Source organism: Gloeobacter violaceus PCC 7421 (genome assembly GCF_000011385.1).
Classification (GTDB): domain Bacteria; phylum Cyanobacteriota; class Cyanobacteriia; order Gloeobacterales; family Gloeobacteraceae; genus Gloeobacter; species Gloeobacter violaceus.
Map to the genome: position 1 here is coordinate 4,122,111 of NC_005125.1, position 26,635 is coordinate 4,148,745.

The 26,635-nt window shown below is 59.1% G+C and carries 24 protein-coding genes; 7 read left to right on the forward strand and 17 right to left on the reverse strand.

All coding sequences use genetic code 11. The features are described from left to right. The first annotated feature begins 5 nt into the window (after positions 1-5). The 3 genes from tuf to GLL_RS20245 all read left to right on the forward strand — a co-directional run bounded on the left by tuf (position 6) and on the right by GLL_RS20245 (position 2,387). The gene (tuf, locus tag GLL_RS20235; RefSeq protein ID WP_011143916.1) at positions 6-1,235 is read left to right on the forward strand and encodes an elongation factor Tu; all 1,230 of its coding nucleotides are present in this window, start codon (positions 6-8) and stop codon (positions 1,233-1,235) included. 64 nt (positions 1,236-1,299) lie between these two features. After that, complete coding sequence (gene rpsJ / locus GLL_RS20240; RefSeq protein ID WP_011143917.1) at positions 1,300-1,614, forward strand: 30S ribosomal protein S10; 315 nt, start codon at positions 1,300-1,302, stop codon at positions 1,612-1,614. A gap of 113 nt (positions 1,615-1,727) precedes the next feature. Beyond that, entirely contained in the window at positions 1,728-2,387 is a 660-nt protein-coding gene (locus GLL_RS20245) for a Uma2 family endonuclease (protein ID WP_011143918.1), read from the forward strand. 8 nt (positions 2,388-2,395) lie between these two features. Here the strand turns inward: GLL_RS20245 and argB are convergent, their stop codons facing one another. The 4 genes from argB to GLL_RS20265 form a co-directional block, all read right to left on the reverse strand. After that, the gene (gene argB, locus GLL_RS20250; RefSeq protein WP_011143919.1) at positions 2,396-3,307 is read right to left on the reverse strand and encodes an acetylglutamate kinase; all 912 of its coding nucleotides are present in this window, start codon (positions 3,305-3,307) and stop codon (positions 2,396-2,398) included. 29 nt (positions 3,308-3,336) lie between these two features. Beyond that, a complete protein-coding gene (locus GLL_RS20255) occupies positions 3,337-3,666 on the reverse strand; it encodes a hypothetical protein (protein ID WP_164929411.1) in 330 nt (109 codons plus the stop codon). A 339-nt stretch (positions 3,667-4,005) separates the two neighbouring features. Continuing rightward, on the reverse strand, positions 4,006-4,821 hold the full coding sequence (locus GLL_RS20260; RefSeq protein WP_164929412.1) for a hypothetical protein: 816 nt from the start codon (positions 4,819-4,821) through the stop codon (positions 4,006-4,008). A gap of 384 nt (positions 4,822-5,205) precedes the next feature. Beyond that, on the reverse strand, positions 5,206-5,550 hold the full coding sequence (locus GLL_RS20265) for a hypothetical protein (RefSeq protein ID WP_011143921.1): 345 nt from the start codon (positions 5,548-5,550) through the stop codon (positions 5,206-5,208). Positions 5,551-5,767: 217 nt separating this feature from the next. Between GLL_RS20265 and GLL_RS20270 the strand changes: the two genes are divergently transcribed. Further along, positions 5,768-9,247, forward strand: coding sequence for a DNA polymerase III subunit alpha (locus tag GLL_RS20270; RefSeq protein WP_011143922.1), 3,480 nt, complete (start codon positions 5,768-5,770; stop codon positions 9,245-9,247). Between the two features lie 544 nt (positions 9,248-9,791). Next, positions 9,792-10,766 (forward strand): orange carotenoid protein N-terminal domain-containing protein, encoded by a 975-nt coding sequence (locus tag GLL_RS20275; RefSeq protein ID WP_164929413.1) that lies wholly within the window; start codon positions 9,792-9,794, stop codon positions 10,764-10,766. A 34-nt stretch (positions 10,767-10,800) separates the two neighbouring features. Here GLL_RS20275 and GLL_RS20280 read toward each other — a convergent pair whose 3' ends face one another. The 3 genes from GLL_RS20280 to GLL_RS20290 all read right to left on the reverse strand — a co-directional run bounded on the left by GLL_RS20280 (position 10,801) and on the right by GLL_RS20290 (position 14,720). Further along, a complete protein-coding gene (locus GLL_RS20280; RefSeq protein WP_011143924.1) occupies positions 10,801-12,399 on the reverse strand; it encodes a B12-binding domain-containing radical SAM protein in 1,599 nt (532 codons plus the stop codon). Between the two features lie 536 nt (positions 12,400-12,935). Further along, positions 12,936-13,958 carry a phosphotransferase enzyme family protein gene (locus tag GLL_RS20285; RefSeq protein WP_164929414.1) on the reverse strand — a complete coding sequence of 341 codons (1,023 nt, stop codon included), beginning with the start codon at positions 13,956-13,958 and terminating at the stop codon, positions 12,936-12,938. Between the two features lie 90 nt (positions 13,959-14,048). Next, positions 14,049-14,720: an L-threonylcarbamoyladenylate synthase gene (locus GLL_RS20290; RefSeq protein WP_011143927.1), complete on the reverse strand. Its 672-nt coding sequence runs from the start codon at positions 14,718-14,720 to the stop codon at positions 14,049-14,051. 109 nt (positions 14,721-14,829) lie between these two features. Here GLL_RS20290 and GLL_RS20295 point away from each other — a divergent pair, with 109 nt between their 5' ends. Next, positions 14,830-15,516 (forward strand): HAD family hydrolase, encoded by a 687-nt coding sequence (locus tag GLL_RS20295; protein ID WP_011143928.1) that lies wholly within the window; start codon positions 14,830-14,832, stop codon positions 15,514-15,516. A gap of 309 nt (positions 15,517-15,825) precedes the next feature. Continuing rightward, positions 15,826-16,860: a hypothetical protein gene (locus tag GLL_RS20300; protein ID WP_011143929.1), complete on the forward strand. Its 1,035-nt coding sequence runs from the start codon at positions 15,826-15,828 to the stop codon at positions 16,858-16,860. Positions 16,861-16,920: 60 nt separating this feature from the next. Here GLL_RS20300 and GLL_RS20305 read toward each other — a convergent pair whose 3' ends face one another. The 10 genes from GLL_RS20305 to GLL_RS20350 form a co-directional block, all read right to left on the reverse strand. Further along, positions 16,921-17,157 (reverse strand): hypothetical protein, encoded by a 237-nt coding sequence (locus GLL_RS20305; RefSeq protein ID WP_164929415.1) that lies wholly within the window; start codon positions 17,155-17,157, stop codon positions 16,921-16,923. Positions 17,158-17,352: 195 nt separating this feature from the next. Then, complete coding sequence (locus GLL_RS20310) at positions 17,353-18,057, reverse strand: SDR family NAD(P)-dependent oxidoreductase (protein ID WP_011143931.1); 705 nt, start codon at positions 18,055-18,057, stop codon at positions 17,353-17,355. 120 nt (positions 18,058-18,177) lie between these two features. After that, positions 18,178-18,504 carry a hypothetical protein gene (locus GLL_RS20315; protein WP_164929416.1) on the reverse strand — a complete coding sequence of 109 codons (327 nt, stop codon included), beginning with the start codon at positions 18,502-18,504 and terminating at the stop codon, positions 18,178-18,180. Between the two features lie 263 nt (positions 18,505-18,767). Then, a complete protein-coding gene (locus tag GLL_RS20320; RefSeq protein WP_164929757.1) occupies positions 18,768-19,220 on the reverse strand; it encodes a transposase in 453 nt (150 codons plus the stop codon). A gap of 125 nt (positions 19,221-19,345) precedes the next feature. Next, complete coding sequence (gene arr / locus GLL_RS23835; RefSeq protein WP_407920001.1) at positions 19,346-19,816, reverse strand: NAD(+)--rifampin ADP-ribosyltransferase; 471 nt, start codon at positions 19,814-19,816, stop codon at positions 19,346-19,348. Between the two features lie 640 nt (positions 19,817-20,456). Beyond that, the gene (locus GLL_RS20330; RefSeq protein ID WP_011143935.1) at positions 20,457-20,888 is read right to left on the reverse strand and encodes a YciI family protein; all 432 of its coding nucleotides are present in this window, start codon (positions 20,886-20,888) and stop codon (positions 20,457-20,459) included. Between the two features lie 146 nt (positions 20,889-21,034). Further along, positions 21,035-22,279, reverse strand: a complete 1,245-nt coding sequence (locus GLL_RS20335) for an RNA polymerase sigma factor (protein WP_011143936.1) — start codon at positions 22,277-22,279, stop codon at positions 21,035-21,037. Positions 22,280-22,358: 79 nt separating this feature from the next. Then, positions 22,359-22,985 carry a hypothetical protein gene (locus GLL_RS20340; protein ID WP_164929418.1) on the reverse strand — a complete coding sequence of 209 codons (627 nt, stop codon included), beginning with the start codon at positions 22,983-22,985 and terminating at the stop codon, positions 22,359-22,361. A gap of 124 nt (positions 22,986-23,109) precedes the next feature. Further along, positions 23,110-24,246 (reverse strand): aminotransferase class V-fold PLP-dependent enzyme, encoded by a 1,137-nt coding sequence (locus tag GLL_RS20345; protein WP_011143938.1) that lies wholly within the window; start codon positions 24,244-24,246, stop codon positions 23,110-23,112. 75 nt (positions 24,247-24,321) lie between these two features. Beyond that, positions 24,322-26,496, reverse strand: coding sequence for an Ig-like domain-containing protein (locus GLL_RS20350; protein ID WP_164929419.1), 2,175 nt, complete (start codon positions 26,494-26,496; stop codon positions 24,322-24,324). Between the last annotated feature and the right edge of the window lie 139 nt (positions 26,497-26,635).

Below are 26,635 nucleotides of genomic sequence, written 5' to 3' on the forward strand. Positions count from 1 at the left end.
AACCCATGGCTCGCGCTAAGTTCGAACGGAATAAACCGCACGTCAACATCGGGACCATCGGTCACGTCGACCATGGCAAGACGACGCTGACGGCGGCCATCACCATGACGCTGGCCGCGCTCGGCCGCGCCAAGGCCAAGAAGTACGACGAAATTGACCAGGCCCCCGAAGAGAAAGCCCGCGGCATCACGATCAACACCGCCCACGTCGAGTACGAGACCGAGAAGCGCCACTACGCCCACGTGGATTGCCCCGGTCACGCCGACTACGTCAAGAACATGATCACCGGCGCCGCCCAGATGGATGGTGCCATCCTGGTGGTCTCGGCGGCGGACGGTCCGATGCCCCAGACCCGCGAGCACATCCTGCTTGCCCGTCAGGTCGGCGTGCCCAATATCGTCGTCTTCTTGAACAAAAAAGACCAGCTCGACGACCCCGAATTGCTGGAACTGGTCGAACTGGAAGTGCGCGAGCTGCTTTCTAAGTACGACTTTCCCGGCGATGACGTCCCGATCGTGGCGGGTTCGGCCCTGATGGCCCTCGAGAAGATGGCCTCCGAGCCGAAGCTCATCCGCGGCAAGGACGATTGGGTCGATTGCATCTACTCGCTGATGGACGCGGTGGACGCCTACATCCCCACTCCCGAGCGGGCGATCGACAAGCCGTTCTTGATGGCGGTCGAAGACGTCTTCTCGATCACCGGCCGCGGCACTGTCGCCACCGGCCGCATCGAGCGCGGCAAGGTCAAAGTCGGCGAGACCATCGAGTTGGTGGGCATCCGCGGGACCCGCTCCACCACCGTCACCGGTCTGGAGATGTTCCAGAAGTCCCTCGATGAGGGCCTGGCGGGCGACAACATCGGCGTCCTCCTGCGCGGGATCAAAAAAGAGGACGTCGAGCGCGGCATGGTGCTTGCCAAGCCCGGCTCGATCACCCCCCACACCCAGTTCGAGGGCGAGGTCTACATCCTCAGCAAAGAAGAAGGTGGCCGCCATACCCCCTTCTTCGCCGGCTACCGCCCGCAGTTCTACGTGCGCACCACCGACGTGACCGGCACCATCGTCACCTTCACCGACGACGAAGGCAAGTCCGCCGAGATGGTGATGCCTGGCGACCGCATCAAGATGACCGTTGAACTGATCAACCCAATCGCCATCGAGGACGGCATGCGCTTTGCCATCCGCGAGGGCGGCCGCACCGTGGGCGCGGGCGTTGTCTCCAAGATCCTGAAGTAAAGTAGATTCACCCGCAAAGGGTGGGGCGATCTCGCCCCACCCTTTGCTCTGAGGATTCCAAGCCATGGCGCTGACCCAGCAAAAAATTCGCATTCGTCTGCAGGCGTTCGATCACGGCCTGCTCGATCAATCCTGCTCAAAGATCGTCGATACGGCCAACCGCACCAACGCCGCCGCCGTGGGGCCGATTCCGCTGCCCACGCGCATCCGCCGTTACTGCGTTCTCAGATCGCCGCACGTCGACAAAGATTCGCGCGAGCACTTCGAGACGCGCACCCACCGCCGGATCATCGACATTTACCAACCCTCGGCAAAGACGATCGACGCGCTGATGCGCCTCGACTTGCCGGCGGGCGTCGATATCGAAGTCAAGCTTTGATACCCAGCGACAGAGATTCGAGGCGGGGGATGGCCGGCCCCGCATTCCTCTAGCTAGCTTCAATTTGCCGCCCTTGCCAAAATGGGGCTATCCGGCATTTCGAGGTCCCCACGGTGCAGTACGACCCGCTTGTTGAGCATCTGCCTTCTTCTGCGCAACTGCCGGATTCCGATGAGACTCCCGTGGACAATGAACTTCAGGATTCTGTCCCGACCCTGTTGAAGATCATCCTGGCCGCCCTGTGGAAGCACCGCGAAGACTGGTTTTTCGGCATCGACATGGCCGTCTACTACGCTCCGGACGAACCCCCAATCGTGCCGGACGGCTTTCTGTGCGTGGGCGTGTCGAGATTCAAGGGGGAGAACGGACGACCCAGCTATGTGCTCTGGGAAGAAGGTGAGGTTGTCCCGATTCTGGTTTTGGAAGTCGTCTCCAGAACCTATCGCGGTGAATACAACCGCAAGCTCAGGGACTATGCAGAACTTGGTGTCCGATACTATGCCATCTACAATCCAAATCTTCGGCGCAAACGCGAGCCGCTCGAAATCTACGAATTGAATCAGGGCACCTTCACCCGCCTTACAGGGGAGCCCGTTTGGCTGGAGGGTATCGGGCTGAGCCTGGGACGGGGGCGTGGACGGTTCAATGGCTGGGAGCGCGAATGGTTGTACTGGTTTGGTGAAGACGGGCAAAGGTTCCCTTCCCCCGAAGAAAGAGCGGAACGCCTGGCGGCGTATCTTCGCAATCAAGGTGTCGATCCTGACAAAATTTGATCGTCCAATCAAACAAGTTCCGAGGCAACCAGCATGCTGCCGATGCCCTGATCGGTAAGCACCTCCAGCAAGAGCGCATGCATCTGCCGACCATCGACGATGTGGGCGGCGCGAACCCCTTGGGCGAGGGCGCGCACGCAGCACTGGACTTTGGGGATCATGCCCCCGTCCACGACGCCTTCGGCGATCAGTTTGCGGGCCTGGTAGATGTCCAGTTTTCGAATCAGCGACCTGGGATGGTCTTTGTCCAGCAAAATCCCCGGGGTATCGGTGAGCAGAATCAATTTCTCGGCATCGAGGGCCGCTGCGAGTTCCCCGGCGGCGGTGTCGGCGTTGATGTTGTAGGCTTGGCCGTTCTCGTCGCTCGCCACACTGGAAAGCACCGGGATGTGACCTTCTTTGAGCAGCGACTGAATCAATTTGGGGTTGACGCTCTGGATATCGCCCACAAAGCCGATGTCCGGCTGCAGTTGGGCGCTCTGGTGGGGACGCGCCTCGATAATCGAGCCGTCGCGACCGCAAAGACCCACCGCCGAGCCGCCCGCCTGGTTGATCATCTGGACGATCGATTTATTCACTTTGCCCGCGAGGACCATCTCCACCACTTCCATGGTGATCTTGTCGGTCACTCGCAAGCCGCCCACAAACTGCACCGGAATGTTGAGCCGCTCCAGCCAGCTGTTAATCTCGGGCCCGCCGCCATGGACGACCACCGGCTTGATACCGACGGTGGCCAGAAACACGATGTCGCGAATGACCAGGTCGCGCAGGTTTTCTTTGACCATTGCCGCACCGCCGTACTTGACGACGATCGTCTTACCGGCAAAGCGCTGAATGTAGGGCAGCGCCTCGGCCAGCACCTGCACGCGGTCGGCCGGGGAGATGATGGCGGTAAAACAGCTCGGGGCGTCCTGGGACACCGCCTTTAGAGGATCTCCGGTCTTTTCGATCACGGCTCGAACACCTCGAAATCCCCACCACCATACGCCATCTGGCGGTCGATGGCAGAAAGCACCCGGTTGCTGGCGCGGGCCGATTCTACACAGAGACAGGCAAGCAGGACAGCGTCGGCGCGGTGGATGGTCCCCGCCACGCGTGGATCTTCGGTGAGCACCCCGTTTCCGATAGCTGGTTGCGACTTGAGGCCGCCTGGCTGCCTAATCGTGTAGGCAAGTCCCCTACGGACGAGGCGCTGCTGGGCTTTGTCCTTGTTCAAGGGGTGACAGACATCCTTCAGATCCTTGCCCACAGAAGGTTTGAGCGATGTGGGTCTGCTCAAGTTGTGCCTGCTTGTTGACCAGACTCGCCATAGACAAAGCCTGAAAACCGGATTCCTCCGTTCCCCGGATGCGGGACGAGGGTCGAAAACGGCACTCAGCCATGCGGGTGCCAGAAGCTCAAATGCCCTTCAGGCGAGCCTTTGCCCATACTCTGTCACCCCTTGAACCATCCTTGACGAAGTAAGTGCCCTCGACTAGAGCGAAGGTTCAGCGAGACAGCGGTCTGTCCTCTGGGTTTTAGCGGCAGTGGCTCGGTGTTTTTAAGGGCGCCTACTTAGTCTCCGCTGCTGCGTCGTCTGTGCCTTAGAATTTCGACCGGTTCGGGCGGCTGGGGTTCATCAGCGTTCGATTCGAAGGTAAACTAAGCGCCGCGCAGCCGTTCCCGGCCACTCTTGAATGCAAAGATAACCGCGGACTTGGTTCGCTCCATCCGCTACCTCCCAGGTGCTCCAGGCGGATTGACCGTTCGCGCCTCGAGAACTTTGCCGCCAACCTGCGCGTGTGAGTTGCTCTCCAAAATGACTTGCCAGTGCCTGTGCAGCTAGATGTATCGACAACGTCAGAGTCAGGAACCGACCCATCGAATCAAGACCGTGAAACGTGGAAAACTCTTCGACTCCAGCAGGCGGCTCCAAAAACGGTAGGCCAATCGTCGACCAGACGGTGGATTGCCCTCCCACAGTTGGTGCATCCACAACATTGAAAGTCCCACTCCCGCTGCGCTCATCATCTTGCCCGCCGAGCAAGTGCAACCGCACGTCCGTCAAGCGTTCCCCAACTAAAGAGGCAACCACCACCAACAATCGATTTCCAACGGGCAAGCGGAACCTCGCAGTGCCCGTCGAGCCGACAGATGCCGTTCCACTCATTAGAGGTACTGCCATTTTTAATTCGCGTCCACCGACTGCACCAACAGCCCTCCTGTAGTAGTCGAGGATGCTGTCTGGGGAAAGCTCCGTTTCGAGAACGACCTGGAACCGACCGGACTCTTGAACCAGACTGCCAAGGAGGCGCGTGCTTTCAGGCATAGAAATTTGACTTGGGAACTCCTCGGGCAGCCCGCCAACCAGCAACTGCGGTTCGGAGTGACCTTGCCCCGGTGGCGCAGATGACAAAAGGCGCTGGGCGAGTTGGTACAGATGCGAGATTTCCATATTTAAAACTTTACGAGCGGCACAAGTCCTGTTTGAGAAGCAAACGCGTCAATGAGGATACAGATACAATAACCGTAGCGATTGTAATTATGCTCTACAAGCATAATCACAAGGAGCTGGCTGCACACCCGCTGGCCTCGGGCATTGAAATCTTTATTTCTTGAAAATCCGCGATTTGCCAACACCTGTCATTCGATATGCAGCTCCCGGCGCAACTGTTCAAAGGCGGCGCGAACCTTGGCGTTTTGAGCGATCCCGGTTTGTCAAGCATGCCTGCGAGCTGCTTGGCTTTGACGTCCGGGTTGGCATTTTTGACTGTGTAGGCAGTGTTTACCCCGGCGACACCAATCTCCTATGATAAATCGATTGGCATGAAGGGCAAAATTAGCGCACAGAGCGCAACAGCATATTGAGCCCCTGCTGAATCAACACGCCTTCGAGACTCTGGGGACGGCCGTAGTTGCTGTAGCCGGAGCGGCCGTAAGTGTTGTAACCGGAAGAGGAGTAGCCGGAGCGCGAGTACTGGCTGGGTCGGGCACCTGCGCAATCTTCGTAGCGCCCGCAGCGGTAGCCGTCGTTGTATCCCTGGGTGTAGCGGCTGTCGTTGCCGTTGGAATAACCCTGGTTGTACTGGTATCCCGGGCCGTAGTCGGAGGGGTAGTACTGCGCCTGGGCGGGGGCGGCAACGATTCCCAGGGCCAGTATGCCAAGCAAGAGCAGTTTTTTCATGGTGAGTGAGGGTGTGGGGAGAACTCGGCATCGGTGCGATAAAGCGCACTACACCATGGTAGTAATTTGCAGAGCCTACCGGTCTCCCTCGTCAGGTGGAACCGGCTGCACTACAATCGATTGTAAACACATGTTCATAACGGCCCCGGGCCACTTGCCGATTGATCCAGATTTAGTGCCCCTGTAGGATAATGACCTGTGCCCATAGTGTCTTGCCATGCAGTACGTCAATCTCCACACCCATAGCGACTACAGTTTGCTGGATGGTGCCAGCCAGGTGCCGGACCTCATCGAGCGGGCGAAGGGCCTGGAGATGCCGGCCATCGCGATCACCGATCACGGGGTAATGTACGGGGCCATCGAGCTAATCAAAAAATGCCGCGCCGCCGGGCTCAAGCCGATCGTGGGCACCGAAGGGTACGTGATTAACGGCGACATCCGCGACAAGAGCCGCCGCTACCGGCGCTACCACCAGATTCTGCTGGCCAAGAACCTCACCGGCTACAAGAACCTCGTCAAGCTGGTGACGATCTCGCATCTGGACGGAGTGCAGGGCAAAGGGATCTTCTCCCGGCCCTGCATGAACAAGGAGATGCTCGTTCAGTACCACGAGGGGATTATCTGCACCTCCGCCTGTCTGGGGGGCGAAATCCCGCAGCTCATCCTGGCCGGCCAGTTCGAGCAGGCCCGCCGTACCACCCAGTGGTATAAAGACCTTTTTGGCGACGATTTTTATCTGGAGATTCAGGATCACGGCCAGCGCGAGGACCGCGTCGTCAACGTCGCCGTCGTCCACCTTGGGCGCGAGCTGGGCATCAAGGTAATCGCCACCAACGACTCGCACTTTACCTCCTGCGAGGATGTCGACGCCCACGACGCGCTGTTGTGCATCCAGACGGGCAAGCTGGTGGTCGAAGAGAACCGCATGCGCTACACCGGCACCGAGTTTCTCAAAAGTGCCGAGCAGATGGCGGGTATGTTTCGCGACCACCTGAGCGACGAGGTGATCGCCCAGGCGCTCACCACCACTCTGGAGATCGCCGAAAAAGTCGAAAAGTATGACCGCGAACTATTGGGAGATTCGCGCCTGCCGCGCTTTCCGATCCCCCATGGCCACACCGCCGAGAGCTACCTGGAGCAGGTGACCTGGGAGGGCATGCGCGAGCGCTTCGGCAGCGAAATTGCCCCGGACTACCGCGAACGGCTCAAGTACGAACTGGGGATCATCGAGCAGATGGGTTTTGCCACCTACTTTCTGGTGGTCTGGGACTACATCAAGTACGCCCGCGACCACGGCATCGCCGTGGGTCCGGGTAGGGGCAGCGCGGCCGGATCCCTGGTGGCTTATGCGCTTCGCATCACCAACATCGACCCGGTGCGCTACAACCTGCTTTTTGAGCGCTTCCTCAACCCGGAGCGCAAGTCGATGCCCGACATCGACACCGACTTTTGCATCGAGCGGCGCGACGAACTGATTCGCTACGTCACCGAGAAGTACGGCGAGCAGTACGTGGCGCAGATCATCACCTTCAACCGCCTCACCTCCAAAGCGGTGCTCAAGGATGTCGCCAGAGTGCTCGACATTTCCTATAGTGAGGCAGACAAGCTTGCCAAGCTCATCCCGGTCGTGCGCGGCAAACCCGTCCCGCTCAAGAAGATGATCTCCGAGGAAACCCCTGCCCCCGAGTTCAAGCAGTCCTACGAGGGCGACGAGCGGGTCAGAAAATGGGTGGAACTCGCCATGCGCATCGAGGGCACCAACAAAACCTTCGGCGTACACGCCGCCGGGGTGGTGATTTCGAGTGTGCCCCTTGACGAGTTGGTGCCTCTGCAGCGCAACAACGACGGCCAGGTGATCACCCAGTACTACATGGAGGACATCGCCGATCTGGGCCTACTCAAGATGGACTTTCTGGGGCTTAGAAACCTGACGATGATCCATCGCGCCCAGGAGTTGATTGAGCGTTACCGGGGGGTCCGCATCGACCTGGACAATCTGCCGCTGGAAGACTCCGGAACCTATGCACTACTGGGTAAGGCAGATCTGGAGGGTATTTTTCAACTTGAATCCTCAGGAATGAAGGCAGTTGTGCGCGATCTGCGCCCTTCAAATATTGAGGATATTTCTTCAATTCTTGCTCTTTATCGTCCTGGTCCACTGGACGCCGGGCTTATCCCAGAATTTATCAACCGAAAACATGGCCGCAAAAAAATAGAATATTTGCATCCACTGCTGGAACCGATACTGAAAGAGACTTATGGTGTTCTATGCTATCAAGAACAGATCATGAAAGTTGCCCAAGAATTAGGTGGTTATACCCTCGGTCAAGCCGACCTTCTTCGAAGAGCAATGGGCAAGAAAAAGCGCGAAGAGATGGAGAAGCATCGTTCCATATTCGTGGATGGATCTGCCAAGAACGGCGTGCCCAGCCGAGTAGCAGATGAGTTGTTTGAGCAGATGGTTGTGTTCGCGGAGTACTGTTTCAATAAATCTCATTCTGCAGCTTACGGTTATGTTACTTTCCAAACGGCGTATTTAAAAGCGCACTACCCGGTCGAGTACATGGCTGCGCTGCTCAGTTCGGTCAAAGGCGATCAGGACAAGGTACAAAAATATATCGCAAGCTGCATGGGCATGGGTATTGAAATTGAACCGCCGGATATCAATCGTTCGGGTTTCGATTTTACGCCCCAAGAGAAGAGCATTCTGTTTGGATTGGGAGCGGTCAAAAACGTCGGTGAAGGAGCGATCCAGGCGTTGCTCGACGCTCGCGACAGTCAGGGTCCGTTCAAGAACCTCGCGAATCTTTGCGATCGGGTGGACATGCGGGTAATCAACAAGCGCGCCCTCGAATCGCTGATCAAAGCCGGGGCGTTCGATGCGTTTTCGTCCAATCGGGGACAGTTGATTGCCGACATGGAAAAGGTGGTCGATTGGGCGCAGGACCGTGCCCGCGACCGTGCCCTCGGACAGTTCAATCTTTTTGATGCACTCTCAGGTGGCGGGGATCGCAACCCAACCGGTTATCAAAGCGCTCCCAGTGCTCCGCCGACACCGGATCTGCCGCCCGCGGACAAACTCAAATTCGAACGGGAGCTGTTGGGCTTTTATATTTCCGATCATCCGCTCAAGGCGGTGCGCGAAAGTGCCCGGCTGCTCGCCCCGGTCAACCTCGCGGATCTGGCCGATTGCCGGGCTGAGAGCACCGTGAGCGCCATCGCCCTGGTGCGCGAGGTCAAAAACGTCGTCACCAAAAAAGGCGACCGGATGGCGATCGTGCAGATCGAGGATCTGACCGGCTCAACGGAGGCCGTGGTCTTTCCGAAAACCTACGAGCGGGTGGGCGGCTATTTTATTCCCGACGCGCGCTTGATGCTCTGGGCAAAGATAGATATGCGCGACGACCGGCCGCAACTGATCATTCAAGACGCCGAACCCGTCGAAGAAGTGCGCATGGTGGTCATTGACCTCGAAGCGCGCGCCGATTTACAGACCTGGCACCAGATCCGCGATGTGCTGCAGGCGCACCAGAACGAAACTGCTCACATTGCGGTGATCGCTTCGGTGAAGACCGACCAACGCCACAAACTCGTGCGCTTCGGTCCCCAATTTCGTGTCAGCAACGACAGCTCGCTCATTCAAGCCCTCCAGTGCAAGGGCTTCTCGGCGCACACCACCCGGATTGTCGGCGGATAAGCGAGCAGCGATTTGAGTTTCGACAGACTATTCTTGATAGCCGAGGACCCTGAAACGCAGGAGATGTGAATGCCGGATGCTATATCGGGGGTGAGCTCGTGCATCCCATCATCAGGCCGTAGCCCCCTGACCTATCCGCGGAAGATTGATTATTATATGGATTCATTAAATAAATTCACATAACTGAAGCGATGGCAGTACAGTAGGCCGTGTGAGAGGTTCGCCATACCTGACGACTTTTCCTGGGAATCGGCTACGAACGAGCCGATGTCTATGCGGGTACCCGACCTGCTCCCGAGTGCCTCTGACGGTTGACGCTTGGTCCCATAGAACTGCTCAACCTCCTCGTCTCTCTAAAATTCACCAGACTTCATTGAGCAGCTGGCCAACCTTACCTACCAAGGAGCCTGCGAAGAGACCATTGCGACTTAAAGTAACTGTTTGCCACTGGGAGCCGACTGTTAGGTCGTGTCATTCTAAGCTAGGCTAGGCTTCTCATTTAGTTGGCAGAATTTATTCATCAGCAACTTTGGAGATTTTGATCATGGTACTCACCATCGAGTCAGCACAGGCAATGTTCTCGGGGAACAGTTCCCCCAGTCCGATTCCAGCCATCCTCGACCAGTTCAATCAACTGAGTACGGAGGACCAGCTGGCCTTACTGTGGTACGCCTACACAGAGACGGGTCAATCTATTACACCCGCCGCCCTCAGCGCCTCAAGTATGTTCTTGATCGAAGATTTGCTCGATCGCATCCAGCGGATGAGTGGTCCCGAGCAGACGCAGGTGATGTTCGATCTTGTCAGACGGGCCGACTCCCCTATCAGCCGTTCTTATAGCTCCTACAGCGCCAACACCAAGCTTGGTTTCTGGTATCAGCTGGCCCGGTGGATGGCAGACGGTCTGGTCGCCCCTATTCAGTACGGTTACGAGTTGTCTTCCCAAGGACAGGAGCTGTTCGAGACCCTCAAACAGTTGGATGGCGGCCAGCAAATTCAGATCCTGCGCGACATCGTGGTGAACATGGGGTACGATCCTTCCATCGCCAAGGTTGCTGCAGAACCGGTCGAATTCGATTTCATCCGCACCGAGCCGGTCGCCGCTGCCAAGCCCCACATTGAAGGCATCAAAGAACCGGTGGTGTTGGCTTACTTTGAGGCGATGAATACCGATAACTTCGATGCCGCCGTTGCTCTGTTTGCTCCCGACGGCGCCCTGCAGCCGCCGTTCAGAGAACCGATAGTCGGCCATCAGGCAATCGCTGCCTACATGCGCGAAGAGGCCAAGGGCCTGACCCTGATGCCGCAGCAGGGCATCAGTCAGGTCTTGGGCGATGGGTCCAAGCAGTTGAAGATTACGGGCAAAGTTCAGACTCCCTGGTTTGGCGTCAACGTTGCGATGAATATTGCCTGGCGGTTTGCCCTGAACCCGGAAGGAAAAATCTTCTATGTAGGGATCGATCTGCTGGCTTCTCCCCAGGAGCTGCTGAACCTGCGACCGGACAAGCTAGCCCGTTAGTTGGAGAAGCGATTGCGGTCCGAGGTCAGCAAGCTCATCCGGTAGTGGGAGTGCCGGATTTGGCTTTGATCTCGACCGCTTTTCCTTGCGATGTTGAGTCGAGCGGATCGAAACCCAACTCGGCGATGATATGGCTGCGGGCTTCTTGCCGGTACTCGAAGAAATGCTCGGCGGCGGCGCACTGGCCCATGTACTCGAACACCAGGCGGGGCTTGCGCAGAACCATGTCGATCAATTGCCGCCAGAACAAACCCCGGGTCTCGGCCCGGCGAATTCCCTGGCGCCAGACAAGTTGCCCCAAAAATCTCAGCAACTGCACCGCCGACATGCCCGTGGGTGTGTTGTAGTGGGGACGGCGGTGCTCGTCGATCTGCCGATACTGCCGCCAGGTGCGCAGCAGATAGTCCCGCGGCTCGTAGAGTTCCCAGAGCGCCCGTAGATATTCAGCTGCGACCTGATCTAGGGGCCTGTCGGGAATAAAGTTCATCAGGTGGCTCTGCTCGCCCAGAGACATGCCGGTCAACCGGCCCTCCGCCTCCAGGCGCTTCCACAGGTCGGTGTGCGGCAACGCGCCGAGCAGGCCGATCATTGCCCGGGGAATGGCCGTCACCTCCACAAAGGCGCGGATGCGCTCGCCTGCCCCGGCTTTCTCGCCGTCGAAGCCGACGATGAAGCCGGCCATGATTTCCAGTCCCGCCCGGTTGATCGCCCGACAGGCTTCCACCAGGGATTGGCGGGTGTTCTGGAGCTTCTTGGTCAGTACCAGACTCTCGGTATCCGGCGTCTCGATTCCCAAAAACACCGACCAGAAACCGGCCCGGACCATCAAGTCCAACAGCTCGCCTTCCTGGGCGAGGTTGAGGGAGGCTTCGGTAAAAAAGCCGAACGGATAGCGCCGCGCCTGCATCCAGGGGATGAGGGCAAGCAGCAGCTCTCCGACGCGGCGCTTGTTGCCGATAAAGTTGTCGTCGACCATGAACACCTGGCCCCGCCAGCCCAGCCGGTAGAGGCAATCGAGTTCTGCGAGCATTTGGGCGGGAGTTTTGGTGCGCGGCACCCGGCCGTAGAGGCTGGTGATGTCGCAGAACTCGCACATAAAGGGGCAGCCCCGCGAGAACTGTACGCACATCGCATAGTAGGCCCCAAGCTCGAGCAGGTCGAATCGGGGTATGGGCGTCTGGGAGACGTCCGGCTTGACCGTTGAGCGAAAGACTCCCCGGGGCAGCTGTTTTTCGATGGCGGCGACGAATTGAGGAATGGTCATCTCGCCTTCGTCCAAAACCAGGTAATCGGCCCCGGCTTCGAGGGCCTCCTCAGGCACGGAAGTCGGGTAGGGACCGCCGACTGCCACTGGTTTACCGCGTTGCTTCGCCTTGCGGATCAGCGCCTGGAAGTCGTCTTTTTGGACGAGCATGGCCGAGAGCATGACCAGGTCGCACCACCGCCAGTCGGCCTCCGACAGAGCACGCACGTTGCAATCGACCAGACGCACTTCCCAACTGGAAGGCAACAGGGCAGCGACTGTGATCAGTCCCAGGGGCGGCATGATTGCCCGCCGCCCCATCATCTGAACGAGGCTGTCGTAGGACCAGAAGGAGCGGGGAAAGCGCGGGTAGACCAACAGAACATGCATGAGATGGACTCTTGAAGCGTTTTCTCACCGGCCGGATTTTGGCTGACTGAGTTTAGCTCTGCGCGCGAGAGGGCGCATAGCCTCTTCGGGAATAGTTTTGAGGTGGCAAAGAAGCCATCTGCGTAGAAAACTTGAATCGGTAGTCATGCATAGTCATGCTCAAGCGTTCAGCATGACATTGTAATGATTTACAAAGTACCAAACCGCTCCTATGTGATTGCTCAAGCATTTTGAAATAGAGCTGTGGTTGGACGTGGAAGGTCCACTCCTGGGCATCGATGTGCGGCACGAGCTTGCAACCCTCCGCCGTGACCAGCACCGGCACGCCTCTCACCCTGGCGAGGGCGTATTTCACTGGCATCCCGACCCAAGGCGGGCATGACACGGGTGCAAAATCGGGACTGGCGGCCACTTCATAGCCGCCAATCCGACTCGCTGCTATCTTATGGTTCCATCGACCCTTGTGAAGGGGCAAATCCAGGAACGAGAAAATGCCGATCCCAAGCCCTTGAACTGCCATTAATTGGTCACCTCGACTACCAAGTTTTGGTCAAAGTCATAGTGTCAAGCAAACGCTGGACCATACTGTGAACGATTGCTTCTTTATCCAGCAGATCCCGGTAGACGGCGATTTGTCGGCGGCAGCGCGCCAGATTGTGCTCGCGGCGATTCGGATACGTCTCGGGATCCCACTGGAAGTAGCAATCGTCAAAGTAATCCTTCAAATAGCGCATCGCCAGTTCGAGGGTGATGAGCTTGACGGCGGCCACCAGGTAGGTACTGTCGAGCGCCTCGCAGGCGCCCGATTGGGCATAACCGCTCAGGCTCGCTTCGAGCAACTGCAGGTTGAAGGTTTCTCCGGCGGTGCACCACGAGCGCAGTGCGTCGCCCAGCTCCACGTAGAGGCTGTGGTACATGAACGTGTCGAGGTCGACGATGCCCACCACCCCTCCGCGCTCGTCGAACAGAAAATTGGTCAGCTTCAGATCGCCGTGGATGATCTGCCTGGGCAAACCGGCGGGCAACAGCAGCGCCGGTACGCTTTCGAGCAGATAGGCCCACTCCGCTTCGACTTTGCTGTCGCACGGGCACGCCTGCAGCTGCCGGTGGATCTGGGGGGTGTTGTGGAAGTTGGGCAACTGAAAGCGAAAGCTGTGCTCGAAGCCGGCCAACAGCCGGTGCATCTTTCCGGCGACCTGGCCCGCCTGACGCAGGTAGACCGGGTCAGGAGCGGTGCGGTGGGAGACGCCGGGCAGACAGGTCATCACCCGCCAGCGTCCGCCTTCGCCCTCGAAGTGCAGCTCGCCCGCGCGGGTGGTCAGAAACTCGGGAATCACAAATCCCTGGCGCCGCAGGTAGGCGCTGACCGCCTGGGCGTCCTCGGTCACCGCTTTGGCGAAAGCCAAATGGAGGCTCTGGCAGATGTAGCGGCCTGCGGTCGTCTCAAGACGCCAGGTCTGCTGAATTTGACCAATCTGCAACCGCACCAGACGCAGAGGCCGGCCTAGATCAAAGGCATCGGCCACGGACTGCAGCCAGGGGGGATCACTATTTGCCATACTCCTCACAACACCGCTCAGGCACCATGCCAACTTTAGAGCATAGCCCCCGGGAGTCCGGCTGTAAAACGAAATCCTCTCCAAGTGCCCTCAGGCGGGCTCAGGGGCGTACCCGGCCCGCTGCAAAAAGGTGGCCGCCCGCTCCCAGCCGAGTCCCCGCCGCACGACGACAGGTTGCTCCCCGCTCAGGTCGATCACCGTCGAGACCTGGGTGAGGAGCAGGCCGTCCTGGGCCGGGGGGTCCAATTCGACGATCCCATCGACCACCGGGGCGAGCGCTTCGAATAGTTCGTATTCGTAGCGGATTTCGCTCCCATCCGCCGAGCGGGCGGAAGTGGAGATGAGCGGGTTGCCCAATCCCGCAAGCAGCGCCTGGCAGAGCGGGTGGTCGGGGACTCGGATGCCGGTGGTGCGGCGTTTAGGATCGAGCACCAGCTTCGGCAGGGCGCGGGTGGCGGGCAGCAAAAAAGTATAGGGACCGGGGAGCAAGTGGCGCATCAGGCGGTAGGCGTCGTCGCCAACCCGGGCGTAGGTGGCCACGTTCGAAAGCGACGGGCACAAAAAGGTGAGCGGCTTGTCGTTGCTGAGGCGCTTGATGCGCTGCACCCGCTCGATGGCGCCCTTGTGGAGCAAATCGCAGCCGATGGCGTAGGTGGTGTCGGTGGGATAGAGCAAGACGGCCCCAGCGCGCAGCGCCTGCACAATCCGCCCGAGGCGTTCGGGCTGCGGGTCTTTGGGGTGCAGATAGTAAGTGTTGGCCATGGCCGGACCTCCTGGGGGCGGTGTCGCTCCTCTATTTTCAGTTTCAACGATCGCGCCGCACCTGCAAGCGCTTGCCGCCCAGCGGTGCGGTGTGGCACGATAGGCGGCTGTGGAAAGACTGGTGCTGTTCGACATCGACGGGACGATCCTGAACGTCCATGGCGTCGGTTCGCGGGCGTTGCTCGCGGCGATGGAGGCCGTGTTCGAACGGCAAATCGACCCGGCGGGCTACTCGATGAGCGGCAAGACCGACACCCAGATCGTGGTCGAACTGCTTGAGCGCACCGGCGGCTGGCCGGGGGAGGTGGCGCCGTTGCTGCCGCGGGTTTGGGACAACTATCTGGAGCGATTCACCCCGGCTCTCGCGGCTTGCCATCCGCACGTCTACGCCGGGATCGTGCCGCTGTTGGCGGCTCTAGAGAACCGTAGCGAGGTGGTCATCGGCCTGCTCACCGGCAACGTCGAACCGGCCGCCTGGCTGAAACTGCGGCGGGTGGACCTTGCCGAGCCGTTTCGACTGGGAGCCTTCGGCGACGCCGCCCCCGAGCGCTGCCTGCTGCCCGAGATCGCCGTCGAGAACGCCCGCAAACTCACCGGCCACCATTTCAGGGGCAAGGAGATCGTGATCATCGGCGATACCCCCAACGATGTCGCCTGCGGTCGCCATCTGGGGGCAAAGTCGATCGCCGTGGCCACGGGCCGCTTTGATGAAGCGCAACTGGCCTCGCACCGCCCTGACCATCTCTTTTTGGATCTGGGCGACACTGAGCAAGCCCTGGCGGCGATCCTGGATTAGCAGACCGGGTCACGCTCAATTTCCCCCCGTCCGGAGGCCCCGGTGGCGTGGAGGGCACCAGCGAGCGGTTGCGCATGTCCCCCAGACGAAAACCGCAGGCCCGTCGGAACCGTCCGATGGGTTGAGTGGAATATTCGTGAAAACCTGCCAAGGTCAATGCCACGTCATGGGCAACCGTTGAACAGTTCACGGGCGAGTAGTCAACGATTGGGCGGCGATTGGCCTGGATGTGGACAAGGTTTCTTTCGAGGATGAAGGCGAACGACCGGATATTGCCCGGTTGTCCCTTCCCTTCTTAAGGAGACGATAATGATGCGACGCATGCTGTTGCAATGGTGCTGCGCGGGCACCCTCGCCCTCGGTGGCATCCTTCTGCCGGGCGTCCCCGCCCTGGCGGGGGCCACGGCGACGACCGTGTCGGCTTCCGGAAACGAACTCAGGGCCACCACAACAACCGCTTTGCTGGGAGGCAAAGACGAAGGCTTCGGCTGTGCCAAGGCCACAGAAGGACAGGCCAAACAGACCGACGAGGACCCCAAGGCGGATCCGGCGGCCAAGCCCCCGAAAAAAGGCGGATGCGACGACGTCTACGACGCCATCAACAAAGTGAACGATGCCCGCAGCGCGAAAGCCGTCGCCGGTAACACCACCGCCGAGGGTGGTGCGGGACTCACTGCAAAAAATAACACGGACAAAACATACAGAGTAGCGGCCAGGACCGTGGCCAACAACAACGGCACCGCCGACGCCAAGGGATCGTTCAAAGATCCCCTGGTGGTGGGCAGCGAAACCGGCGAAGCCTTCTCGACCGATATCGTCCACTCGCTGGAGACACTGACCATGTCCGGGTCGAGGGACAACGAACTGTCCTCGGCCAGCACCACCTTCCACTACGACATGGCTTTTGCCGTGGCCCCGGACGAGGTATCGGCGGGCAGTCCGACGCCGTTGTTTTCCTTCGACATCGGTTACACGGTCGGGCAAACCCCGACGCTGTCGCTGTTCGTGGCCCCGGCCCTATCCGGCGTGCCGGGTTGGGAGCAAAGCGCCCTCGAAAGCCAACTGCGCGCGCTGGTGACAGCGGGTGGAACCGCCGGGGTGAACCTGGGTGGCTACGCTTTCCCGGCCATCCCCTTTTCTGTGCCGGCCGGCCAATCGCTGATTCTCTACACCACCGACACCGCCCAGACCAACGCCTGCAGCAATGACGAACCGGCACCCATCGGCACGCTGAAAAGCGGCGTTACCAACGGGGAGCCCATCATCGAGGTGGCCTGCCTTAACGCGGCTATCGTCGACCGGGGCAGACCCGTGGACGGTGGCCTCGGCCGGTCGGCACCGTAGAGCGTGAACTTGTCCGGTGTGTCCGGGGGTCTCGCTCCAGGGGTGAGGCCCCCAAACCGTTCACAGTTGCCTGCGGGCCGCCTCGGCGACCATCCAGGCAATTTGTAAAAGGGTGTAGTCCTCTTGCAGTTGTGCGACCAGTCCGGGGGTCCGGCCGCCGGGCCTCAAGCACCTTTCGACCCGGCGCACACCGACTTCAAAGCGCAACGGTTGACTCGTCTGCCAGGCTTCCATCTGCGAGCGCCACTGCCCAAACAGCACCGGGTCGATGGGCACCAGACCGGCGCGAAAATCCAACAGGTGCCGCAGGAGAACTTCCTGGTTCTCGGGGGGCTGTGTTGCAAATATAATTTGTGATGCAGTTTTTTCCAGAATATCCGTCTGCTAGGCGGCTAATCCAAACAGACCCGTCTAATCCACAGATAATGCCCCTGCTTGGCAGGATCTCTATGCCCTGACGATTTGGAGGCGGCACTCCTTGCCGACGGGCTCTCAGGACACCGCGGGTCGCCGCTGGGCAAGATTGATTTCAGTGATGGTCGATGCTGGGGACATTGCGAGGGCACAGTCGATCACTGCTGCTAGGTCTGCGAGTGGAATCGCTTGCTGTTCGCCAAAGCGTCCCTCGGCAATATCCGCCTCGACCTCGGGGGTGGCGACATTGCCTGGGTTAATCACCGTCAGCCCGATGCCGTGCGGGCGCAGGTTGATTTGCATCGCTTGCACGGCTCCGCGCAGGCCGTACTTCGAGGCTGAGTTGGCGACCTCTCGTGTCGCGGTGTTGTCGAGTGCGGACAGCGAACCGATGAACACCGCCCGCGGATTGGCCGCCCGCTGAAGGTTGGGGAGGAGAGTCTGGACTAGCAGGATTGGCGCTGTTAAGTTTACCGAAAGCACGAAGGCCGTCTCCTCCGGTGGACTTCCCTCAAAGTCGTAGGCGTCTGTGAAAGCTCCCTTCTCCCAAACACCGCCAAGATAAAGCAGAACGTCGAGCGGCTCTTTCCCCATTGCCGCACCAATCCGGGCGATATCTTCGCGTTTGGACACATCCGCTTGGAGCCACCGACCCACCGGTGAGGTTGTGCGCGATACAGTCCATAGATGCTCGACACGATTGACATAGTGCGCTGCCACGTAGGCCCCAATTCCTCGACTGGCACCGACGATAAGCATCGTTTTAATCACAATTGCAGTCATTTATTGTTGACGGGGTGACAGAAAGGCTGAAACGCCTGCACCATCTCGCTTTGATGCCTGTAACCTAAAGAAGAAGGGCTTGCCACTGTGGGCAAACCCCATATCCAAATTATGTTGCCTTTATTCTACCAACACTTCCTCAAACATCGACTTGCCGAAGACCAGGTCATCTTCCTTCAGCTTCTTGTCCATACTCTCCAATGTCAACAGCACCTCTGCATCCAACGACTTGCCGAGGCGCTTCCCCTGACGATCAAGACCGACAGCAGGCGCAAAGCCATCCAACGCTTTCTGCTGCTTCCCCAACTCAACATCTGGCGCCTCTGGCTGCCCTTGCTTGCCCTGATTATCAACCGCTTTGCCGATAATCCTCATCGCCTTATCCTCGCTTTCGACCGCACCAACTGGTACAAGTACAATCTGCTGATGGTTGCTCTCATCTGGCAAAAACGTGCCATCCCCATTTACTGGCGGCTACTTAATCATGACGGCAATTCCAGTTTGGCTGAGCGCAGAAGTGTTCTTCGACCTGTTTTCCGATTCTTCCGCTCCAAATCGATCGTGGTCCTCGGGGACCGCGAGTTCGGTTCTGTCGATTTCGCCCGGTGGCTCTAGGCACAGAACGTCGCTTACTGTCTGCGGTTGAAGCAAAGCGAGTGGTAATCCTGGCAATGCCTGGGGAATATCCATCTTGAACCTAAGTAGACGGGTCAATTAAAAAGGTAGCGTTCGCACGCATATCCCTTGTGACGGTAGCGGCCGTCTATCGCCTCGATCACCGCCACACCCAGTTCGTATTCCATCTCGTAACTTCGACCTTGCATCCCGTGACGTTTGATTTGCAACCACTCCCCTTCGATGTCATTCAACTGCGGACTGTACGGCGGCAAAAAGAAAATGTACAATCCCTGCTCTTGCCATTGCGGCCATTTCTCCCGTACACGCCAATGGCGATGCACTGAATAATTATCCTGCACAATCACTGTGATTTGACCAGATTCTTGCAAGCGTTGCAACGCTTTTTTTGCCTCCCATTCCATCAATTCGATATACGTTGCACTTTTAATGCTTCCAAAACATACTCCGTAATCAAAACTGCTTTCTGGACAATAAATTCCCAGAACGCTGATGCGCTTTCCAATTACAGATAAGTCTGAAATTATTGCCTCAACGGACTAATTTCTGGGCGCTTTCGGATTTGCAAATTGCCTCGAAAAACAAGTTTAAGGACTGGATGCGGTTGTTAGCGGTTCGTTGTTTTATGAGCAGGGTATGGGCATCTCAGAAATTAATTAATAATTTCTCCTTTGTTATTGTCCAACTTTTCACGCCATTTTTGGAGTTCCTCAGGTGTTTGTCTCACCCAATCTGTTACTTCGCCAACGATTTTTAATGGTGCTTGGGAGCGATATGAGCGTGTCGGATTGCCCGGAAATTTTTTGTCTGTAACATTCAGGTCATTTTCAAAACCCCCTGTCGGTTCAACGATATAAACACGTTCACGTCCATCGCCTTTTGCTAATGCAGCAGCTAGTCCCGCCCCATTAACAAGGGCTGTGAGATAAATGTGATTCATTTTGAGTTCAGGTTTGTAATTAGAACTGCCCCCTGCTGTCAGCAAATCGCCAACCTGCAAATCTGCTTTCGTCCCATGATAAAAAGGGCCTTTGTCAGAAGGTTTATCCTTAAACGAAGTTGCTAATTCATAATTCTTTTTTGCCTTGTCAGGGTCGCTTAAGTCCTCATAGCATTTGGCAATGTTTGAATATAGAGAAGGGAAAGCACTCTTAACAGTGTCGTTATTTATTTTTAATGCAAACTGCAAAGCCATTTCGAGCCATTTTAATTTATCGGAAACATTTTTTTGATGTCGGGCTACATAATGAGCTGAAATAAATTTTTCAAAGTCGTTTGTCGCTTCGTTCCAGGCTTGAAAAAACGGTTTACTTGCTTCTTCAGGTTTGCCTTTTTCTTCCATGCCCATACCTTGAAGACAGAGTTTAACAACATTGTTGTTTGGGTTGAATTCCATAATTATTTTGTCTCTCAATTATTGTAATATCAATTTAGTTGCTTGTCCTTAGACCGTTAAAGTTTATAGCAACTACCGCTAACAATCCAAATGCAGCGGACGGACGAAAACCGCTGGTGCATTGTGAAAGGGAACTGCCGCCGCTGATTTGGGGCGTTAGCTGGCCCTTGGACACTCGATCGCCGCTTCACGGGTATTACCTGCCAAATTGCGTCATTTATTCTGAGACGCGACACCAGATGCCGCTGTCCAGGGGCAGGTACGTGGTAGGGACAAGGGGCTCGGGAAGTGATCCGAGTCCCTTTGTCCGCAGTGGGTGGGGCTAGCGGGTGGCCTGGCCTATCGAGGCCCCGGCGAGATGTTCTGCTCAGACGTAGCCGAGTTTTTTGACCTCGCTGCGGAGCCGCTCCTCCTGTTCCCGCAGTTCGGGCGTGAAGGCTTCCCCGAAGTCGCCAGCCTCGAAGACCGGGCGAATCTCGATCTCAGATTCGCCTTCCATCGGGCAGGGACAGCGTTTGACCCATTCGATGGCCTCCTCCATCGAATTCACCTGCCAGATCCAAAAACCAGCAATCAGTTCCTTGGTCTCCGTAAAAGGTCCGTCGATGACACTGCGACTGGTGCCGGAGAAGCGCACGCGCGCTCCCCTGGAACTGGGATGCAACCCCTCGCCGACGAGCATAATTCCCGCCTTGACCAGTGCTTCATTGTACTGCCCCATCTCGGTCAGCAGTTGCTCGCTGGGCATCACACCAGCCTCGGACTCCTGGGTGGCTTTGATGAGAACCATGACTTTCATTACTCAATCTCCCTGTATGCGCAGTTTCCGAACTGGGCTGCCGGTCGCAGAAGACCGCGTCTCAACCCTTGCTCTGCTACCTAGTCGAACTGGAACTCGCCCAATCGACACTGCGGGCAGATTTTTTCCGTAGAAGGACCGTTCGTTCAGCCCATCTCCCGCAGGCGTCTTTCGAGGAAGCGCCGCTCGGCTTCCTGTTTCACCAGGGCGAGGGCGCGCCGGTAGGACGTCTTTGCCTCGGCGGTCCTGCCCAGCCGCCGACACAGGTCGGCCCGCGCCGCATGGGCGAGGTAGTAGTGCGCCAGGTCTCCCCGGGATAGGAGGGCGTCGATCAGCTCCAACCCCGCCAGGGGGCCGTCGCGCATCGCCACCGCCACCGCCCGATTCAAGTCGATGACCGGCGACGGTTCGACTTGGGCGAGCAGGTCGTAGAGGGCAACCACCCGGGCCCAGTCGGTTGCCTCAACACTCGGTGCTGTGGCGTGCACCGCCGCGATGGCCGCCTGGAGCGTGTACCGACCGAACCGGCCCGACGCCAGGGCCTGCTGCACCAGCGCCCTGCCCTCGGCGATCTGCGGCTGGTTCCAGAGGGTACGGTCTTGATCCTCAAGCAGGACCACATCGCCCGTCGACGAAGTGCGTGCGGCGCGGCGCGATTCTTGCAACAGCAGCAGGCCGAGGAGCCCCGCCACCTCGGCCTGCGGCAGAAGTTCCAGGAGCAGTCGCCCCAGACGAAGGGCTTCTTCCACAAGATCCGCCCGCGTCAGGGCGTCACCGGAGGAGGCCAGGTATCCCTCGTTGAACACCAGGTAGATCACCTGGAGCACCCTGTCCAAGCGTTCAGGCAGGTCGGCCGTAGACGGCACCTGGTACGGAATGGACGCCTCGCGCAGCCGCGCTTTGGCACGCACGATCCGCTGGGCCAGGGCGGCGGGAGCAACGAGGAAGGCACTTGCGACAGCTTCGGTCGTCAGCCCACACACTTCCCGCAGAGTCATCGCCACCTGCGCTTCGCTGGATAGGACAGGATGACAACAGGTAAAAATCAGGCGCAATCGGTCGTCCTCGACATCCTCGTCTCCACCGGGCGCAGTGGCGTGGGCGTCCAGTTGCCGGGCGAGTTGGTCAACCGAGGCGTCGAAGCGGGTGCGCCGCCGAAGGGCATCGATCCCCCTGAAGCGGCCCACCGACACTAACCATGTTCGCGGGTTGGCAGGTAGGCCGTCCCGTGGCCATTGCTCGACGGCGGCGGTGAAGGCTTCGTGCATGGCCTCCTCGGCCAGGTCAAAGTCCCCCAGCAGACGGATGAGGCTTGCGAAGACGCGACGCGATTCAAAGCGATAGATATCATCTATCCGCCCGCGTATCTGATCGGCAGGGTTCTCCAGCATCCATCGCACTGCCCGTTCTCTAACCATTGTGAGGAAGCAGCACAGAAAGCGCAGGCACCCCCGAAAATGGATGGCCTCGTCAGTCGGGGGTACTCTCGAGGGCCGGGGGCGTCGAGCGCGGCGAGCGCAGTTTTTCGTAGACGGCAAAGCTGCCGTCCGCCTCCCGCAGATAAACCTGTTCGGGTTCTATCTCACGGCTGCCCAGAAAAATGGTGTTGCGCTTGAAGATGTAGCCGGAACTGACCAGACCGCTAGCCTCGATGCGGCGTTCGCCGGTGCGGACATAGCCGAATTGGCCGTAGCTGATCCACTCGGGGGCGCTGTTAAATTCGCGGTGGACGGCGAGGGCCTGCTGGTCCTGAAGCACCTGGCGCAGTGAGGTGGCCCACTCCTGGGCCAGGGCGCGGGCGGAGGTGTTGTGTTTGGCGGTATCGGCGGCGGTGATCGTCACCAGCAGCGCGTCTCCCAGCAGCACCTGCCAGTTGCCGCCGAGAGCTTTGGCCGCCACGGGCGGGTCGCTGCGGCGGGCCAGCACCTCGTTGAGGCGGGCCTGCACCAGGGCGGTGCGCGCCGCGAGCGCCTCGGCGTCGGCAGCCCCCAGCGTAAAGATGCCCCGCGTGTCGAGCACCACCTGTCCGGGAAAGCGGACAGGCTCCGGGACATCAAGTTGAGCAGCGGCCGGAAAGGCACCAAAAAGCAGCGCCACGCCCACAAGCCAACCGCACGCCCATCGTTTTGAAGATTGCAAAGAACGCTTGCCCATCGTCGGTCAACAATACACTCCTCCCATCAAAGGGCATCTGTCCGACCCAGGCAACCGCGCGCCCGGATCAATCGAGCCGCTCGAGCGCCTCAAGCAGTGCGGCGATCTCCCCGGTTGTGTTGAAGTAGTGCACCGAGGCGCGCAGACACAGCGGCTGGGGAATGGCCCGCACAAAGATTCCACGCGCTTCGAGCCACTGCACCCGACTTCTGAGATCGGCGAAGGTGAGCGCCCTTTTTGGGCGCCAGCACACCAGTCCCGCCTCCGGCGGTTGCTCGGCCAACAGTTCCACCTGCGGGTCGGCTTTGAGCCTTTCCCACAACTGCCCGGCCAGATCCCGGATGGCCCGGGCGCGCAGGTCGGCGGATCCCGCCTGGGCGTGCAGCGCAAGCGACTGCTCAAGCGCTGCGAGCAACTCGACTGGGATCGTCGCCACCTCGAAGGCGCGGCCGTCCGGATACCAGACCGGATCCGGCCAATAGCGCTCGGCACTGCGCCAGCCGACGTAGGTCGGTTGCAAACGAGGACGCACCCGCTCGCTGACGTAGAGAAACCCCGTGCCCGCCGGACCCATCCACCATTTGTGGCAGGTGGAGGCGTACAAGTCGACCTGGGAGTAATCGAGGGGCAGCACGCCCGCTCCCTGGGCACCGTCCCAGAGCACCAGCACCCCCCGCTCGCGGCAAAGCCGGGTCATCTGATCCACCGGCAGCACCCGGCCGCTGTTCCAGAGCACATGCGAAAGCAGCACCAGCCGCGTATTCGGTTGGAGGGCCGCCTCCACCGCCGCGAGCGGATCCGCCGCCGGCGAGAGCGCCACACTCTGCCGCTGCAGCCCGAAGCGCTCGGCCACCCGGCAGGCGGGGGCGAGCGCTCCCGGGTGCTCGCAGTCGGAGACAAGCAGCCCGTCGCCGGGGCGCCAGTCCAAGCCCCACAGGGCGATATTGAGGCTGTGGCTGGTGCTTTCGGCCCAACTGAGGGTGCTGCCTGCCACCCCCAGTTGGGTCGCCAGTGCTTCACGGGTGCGCTGCACCTGCTCTGCCGCCAACCGCTCGGCTTGCTGCGAAAATGGCCCGCACCGCCGCCAGTGGCGATAGCACCAGATCAGGCGTTCCAGACTCGATTCGGGCAATAAACCCTGCCCGCCGTGGTTGAAATAGACGCGGCCGTCGAGATCCAGTTGAGCGCGCAACGCTTGAAGCATGGCAAACCCACCTCTGCTCTGGCAGGATAGCGCATCCGGCCCGGCAGTCGCCGCCGGGCCGGAAACGCTCTGCGCTCAATTGCCCGAATCACTGGTGGGACGCACCGGCGGCGGCACGACGTACTGGTTGTGGGCATTCATGAATTCCACCAGCTCGGTATAGTAATCGCCCCGGAGCCTGGGCAGCCGGTCGCCCTGCACGTTCGCTTCGATGTCCATGTCGCGGGTGCCCGTGTCGGAGACGTACCAGCCGTAATCGCGCAGCGCCCGCAGGATCTTCTTGGTCAGGGTATCGAGCTTCTTGCCGTTCGCCAGGACGAAATTGTCGATATCGGCGTTGGTCAGATCCGGATCCAACCGCACCAGCGCCCCGTAGGGCAGATACCCCTGGTTGAGGCCCTTGGCCTTGTCCGACTGGTAGCCGCCGTCCATGCCCCGGCCCGGATAGACCAGCGCCGCCATGATCCAGTCGGTCGCACCCATCAGCGCATGGCCGATATCGGCATTGTCCAACAGTTCGCTGTCGTGCATCGTGCCGCCCACCCCAGTGACCTTCGCGGCGTTGTAGCCCCCCGCTTTGTCCCCGAGGTGCGGCAGCCGGTTGATGGGCTCCCCGTAGCGGCTGACCGTATCGCCGTCGTAGCTGCCGCAACCGGGACGGTAGTGGTAGTACTCGGTCTCCCAATAGCTGCCGTCCGATTCTTTAAAGACGTGGTGGACCACCGAGTCGTTGGAGTTGTCGGGGGTGACCGGGCCGTTGTTGGTGTTGCCCCCCGAGCGCACCGCCGGGTTGATCGCATCTTTGAGCCGGACGGTGCCGTCCCCGCGCGGACCGCCGCTGTAGGGATTGTAGTAGACGTCGGGGCAATCGCCGGTGGAACCGTCGCCGTCGCCCACCATCGCCTGGCGCACGGGGTCGGCGGGCTCGCCGTACATATGGCCGGTGCCGTTGGAGTCGTCGCTGTCGGTGGTGCCGAAGTTGATCTTCCGCCAGGGCTTGCCGTCTTTGAAGCGGGCTCTGTCGATAAGCAGATGGGGCCATTCGGCCTTGCCGGGGACTTGCTTGTAGAAGTACGAATCGATCGACAGGGGCTTCAGGTACGGCGGCAACCCGTCACCCTGCATCTGGCTCGACCAGGTGGAGGGCTTCCAGGCGTCTATCTGGTCCTTGGTTTTTCTGAGGTCGTGACCGCTTCTGCGGTAGAAATCGACCACCGCCTCGCGCAGGGCCAACTGGTCGCCCTCGGACTTGAACCAGGCGGTCTTCGGGTTTTCGTCGTCTTCCCAGCCGCCGCTCGTACTGGGTTTACCGATGTAGCCCACGATGTCGTCGGTGCTCACACCGTCCAGGTTGTCGGCACTGGGGGTGTCGTAATCGCTCGACCACGACAGGCCCCCGCCGGTGCTGCCCCCGCCGCTCGGTGAAACCGTAAACCCGATCGCTGCAGAGTCGTAGGTCATCCCGTCGACGGAGGCTCTGGCGAACAGACTGTGGCTGCTGCCGGTGGTAAGGCTGGAAACCGAGTAGCCGTTGACGGTGTTACCGGAGTTGCCCCCCAACCAGTAGGGCGCATTGTTTTCTGTCCATACCAACCGATTATCGATGTAAAAATCAACTTTTTTTGCTTTTTTGGAACTGGAGATTGTCGCTTCAACGAAAAGCTTACTGGTCTCAGCAATGCTCTGCCCATCGCTAAGTCCGCTGAGATTGACGGTAACGGTGGAACTGGCGGCCCCAACGCTAAAGCTAACCGTAGAAGAGGTATATGTGTTGCCGCTGACTATTGCTTTTGCTTGCAAGGTATGGCTGCCGTCGGCAAGTCCATTTAGACTCCAGCCGTTGGGTTTTCCAGAATTGTCTCCCCCAAGAAAATAGGGCGAAACATATTCGGTGCCGACGATCTTGCCGTCCAACAAAAACTGGACCTCCGACGGCTTCGGACCGGAGACTTTTGCCTCGACATAGATCACACTATCCGGTGCTAACACCTGTCCGTTGCCGATGCCGCTCAAGGTGATCGTTGTAGCCTGGGCAATTTTCCAGGTGCCGACGCTCGTGTTTGAGCCATTTTCTGTAAGCAAGCGGTCGCTTGCAAATCCCGAGGTTACTGGAATGGGCAGAGCACTTTGGTTGATTTCCGCCTGGACAGCGTCGAGGTTTGCGAAAAGAATGCCTGCGCTAAACAGCAGGGCAAATTGGACATGTTTAAGCCTGCACGAGGCTGTTGTAAGCCGTGCTTGTTCAGACATATTTCCTCCATTATTGGGCGAACAATATCCGCTGTCTACCGAGATTAACTGTCGGCAAGCAAGCACAAAAAGGAGCCTTCAGGCCCAACTATGAGTGATTGGCCAAGAGCAACGACCCGGTTGATGACAATCGAGAGCT

What these genes read in the sequence shown, in the direction of transcription:
- tuf (WP_011143916.1), top strand. Translation starts at nt 6, where the DNA reads ATGGCTCGCGCTAAGTTCGAACGGAATAAACCGCACGTCAACATCGGG.
- rpsJ (WP_011143917.1), top strand. Translation starts at nt 1,300, where the DNA reads ATGGCGCTGACCCAGCAAAAAATTCGCATTCGTCTGCAGGCGTTCGAT.
- GLL_RS20260 (WP_164929412.1), bottom strand. Translation starts at nt 4,821, where the DNA reads ATGGAAATCTCGCATCTGTACCAACTCGCCCAGCGCCTTTTGTCATCT.
- GLL_RS20265 (WP_011143921.1), bottom strand. Translation starts at nt 5,550, where the DNA reads ATGAAAAAACTGCTCTTGCTTGGCATACTGGCCCTGGGAATCGTTGCC.
- GLL_RS20270 (WP_011143922.1), top strand. Translation starts at nt 5,768, where the DNA reads ATGCAGTACGTCAATCTCCACACCCATAGCGACTACAGTTTGCTGGAT.
- GLL_RS20275 (WP_164929413.1), top strand. Translation starts at nt 9,792, where the DNA reads ATGGTACTCACCATCGAGTCAGCACAGGCAATGTTCTCGGGGAACAGT.
- GLL_RS20280 (WP_011143924.1), bottom strand. Translation starts at nt 12,399, where the DNA reads ATGCATGTTCTGTTGGTCTACCCGCGCTTTCCCCGCTCCTTCTGGTCC.
- GLL_RS20285 (WP_164929414.1), bottom strand. Translation starts at nt 13,958, where the DNA reads ATGGCAAATAGTGATCCCCCCTGGCTGCAGTCCGTGGCCGATGCCTTT.
- GLL_RS20290 (WP_011143927.1), bottom strand. Translation starts at nt 14,720, where the DNA reads ATGGCCAACACTTACTATCTGCACCCCAAAGACCCGCAGCCCGAACGC.
- GLL_RS20300 (WP_011143929.1), top strand. Translation starts at nt 15,826, where the DNA reads ATGATGCGACGCATGCTGTTGCAATGGTGCTGCGCGGGCACCCTCGCC.
- GLL_RS20310 (WP_011143931.1), bottom strand. Translation starts at nt 18,057, where the DNA reads ATGACTGCAATTGTGATTAAAACGATGCTTATCGTCGGTGCCAGTCGA.
- GLL_RS20330 (WP_011143935.1), bottom strand. Translation starts at nt 20,888, where the DNA reads ATGAAAGTCATGGTTCTCATCAAAGCCACCCAGGAGTCCGAGGCTGGT.
- GLL_RS20335 (WP_011143936.1), bottom strand. Translation starts at nt 22,279, where the DNA reads ATGCTGGAGAACCCTGCCGATCAGATACGCGGGCGGATAGATGATATC.
- GLL_RS20345 (WP_011143938.1), bottom strand. Translation starts at nt 24,246, where the DNA reads ATGCTTCAAGCGTTGCGCGCTCAACTGGATCTCGACGGCCGCGTCTAT.
- GLL_RS20350 (WP_164929419.1), bottom strand. Translation starts at nt 26,496, where the DNA reads ATGTCTGAACAAGCACGGCTTACAACAGCCTCGTGCAGGCTTAAACAT.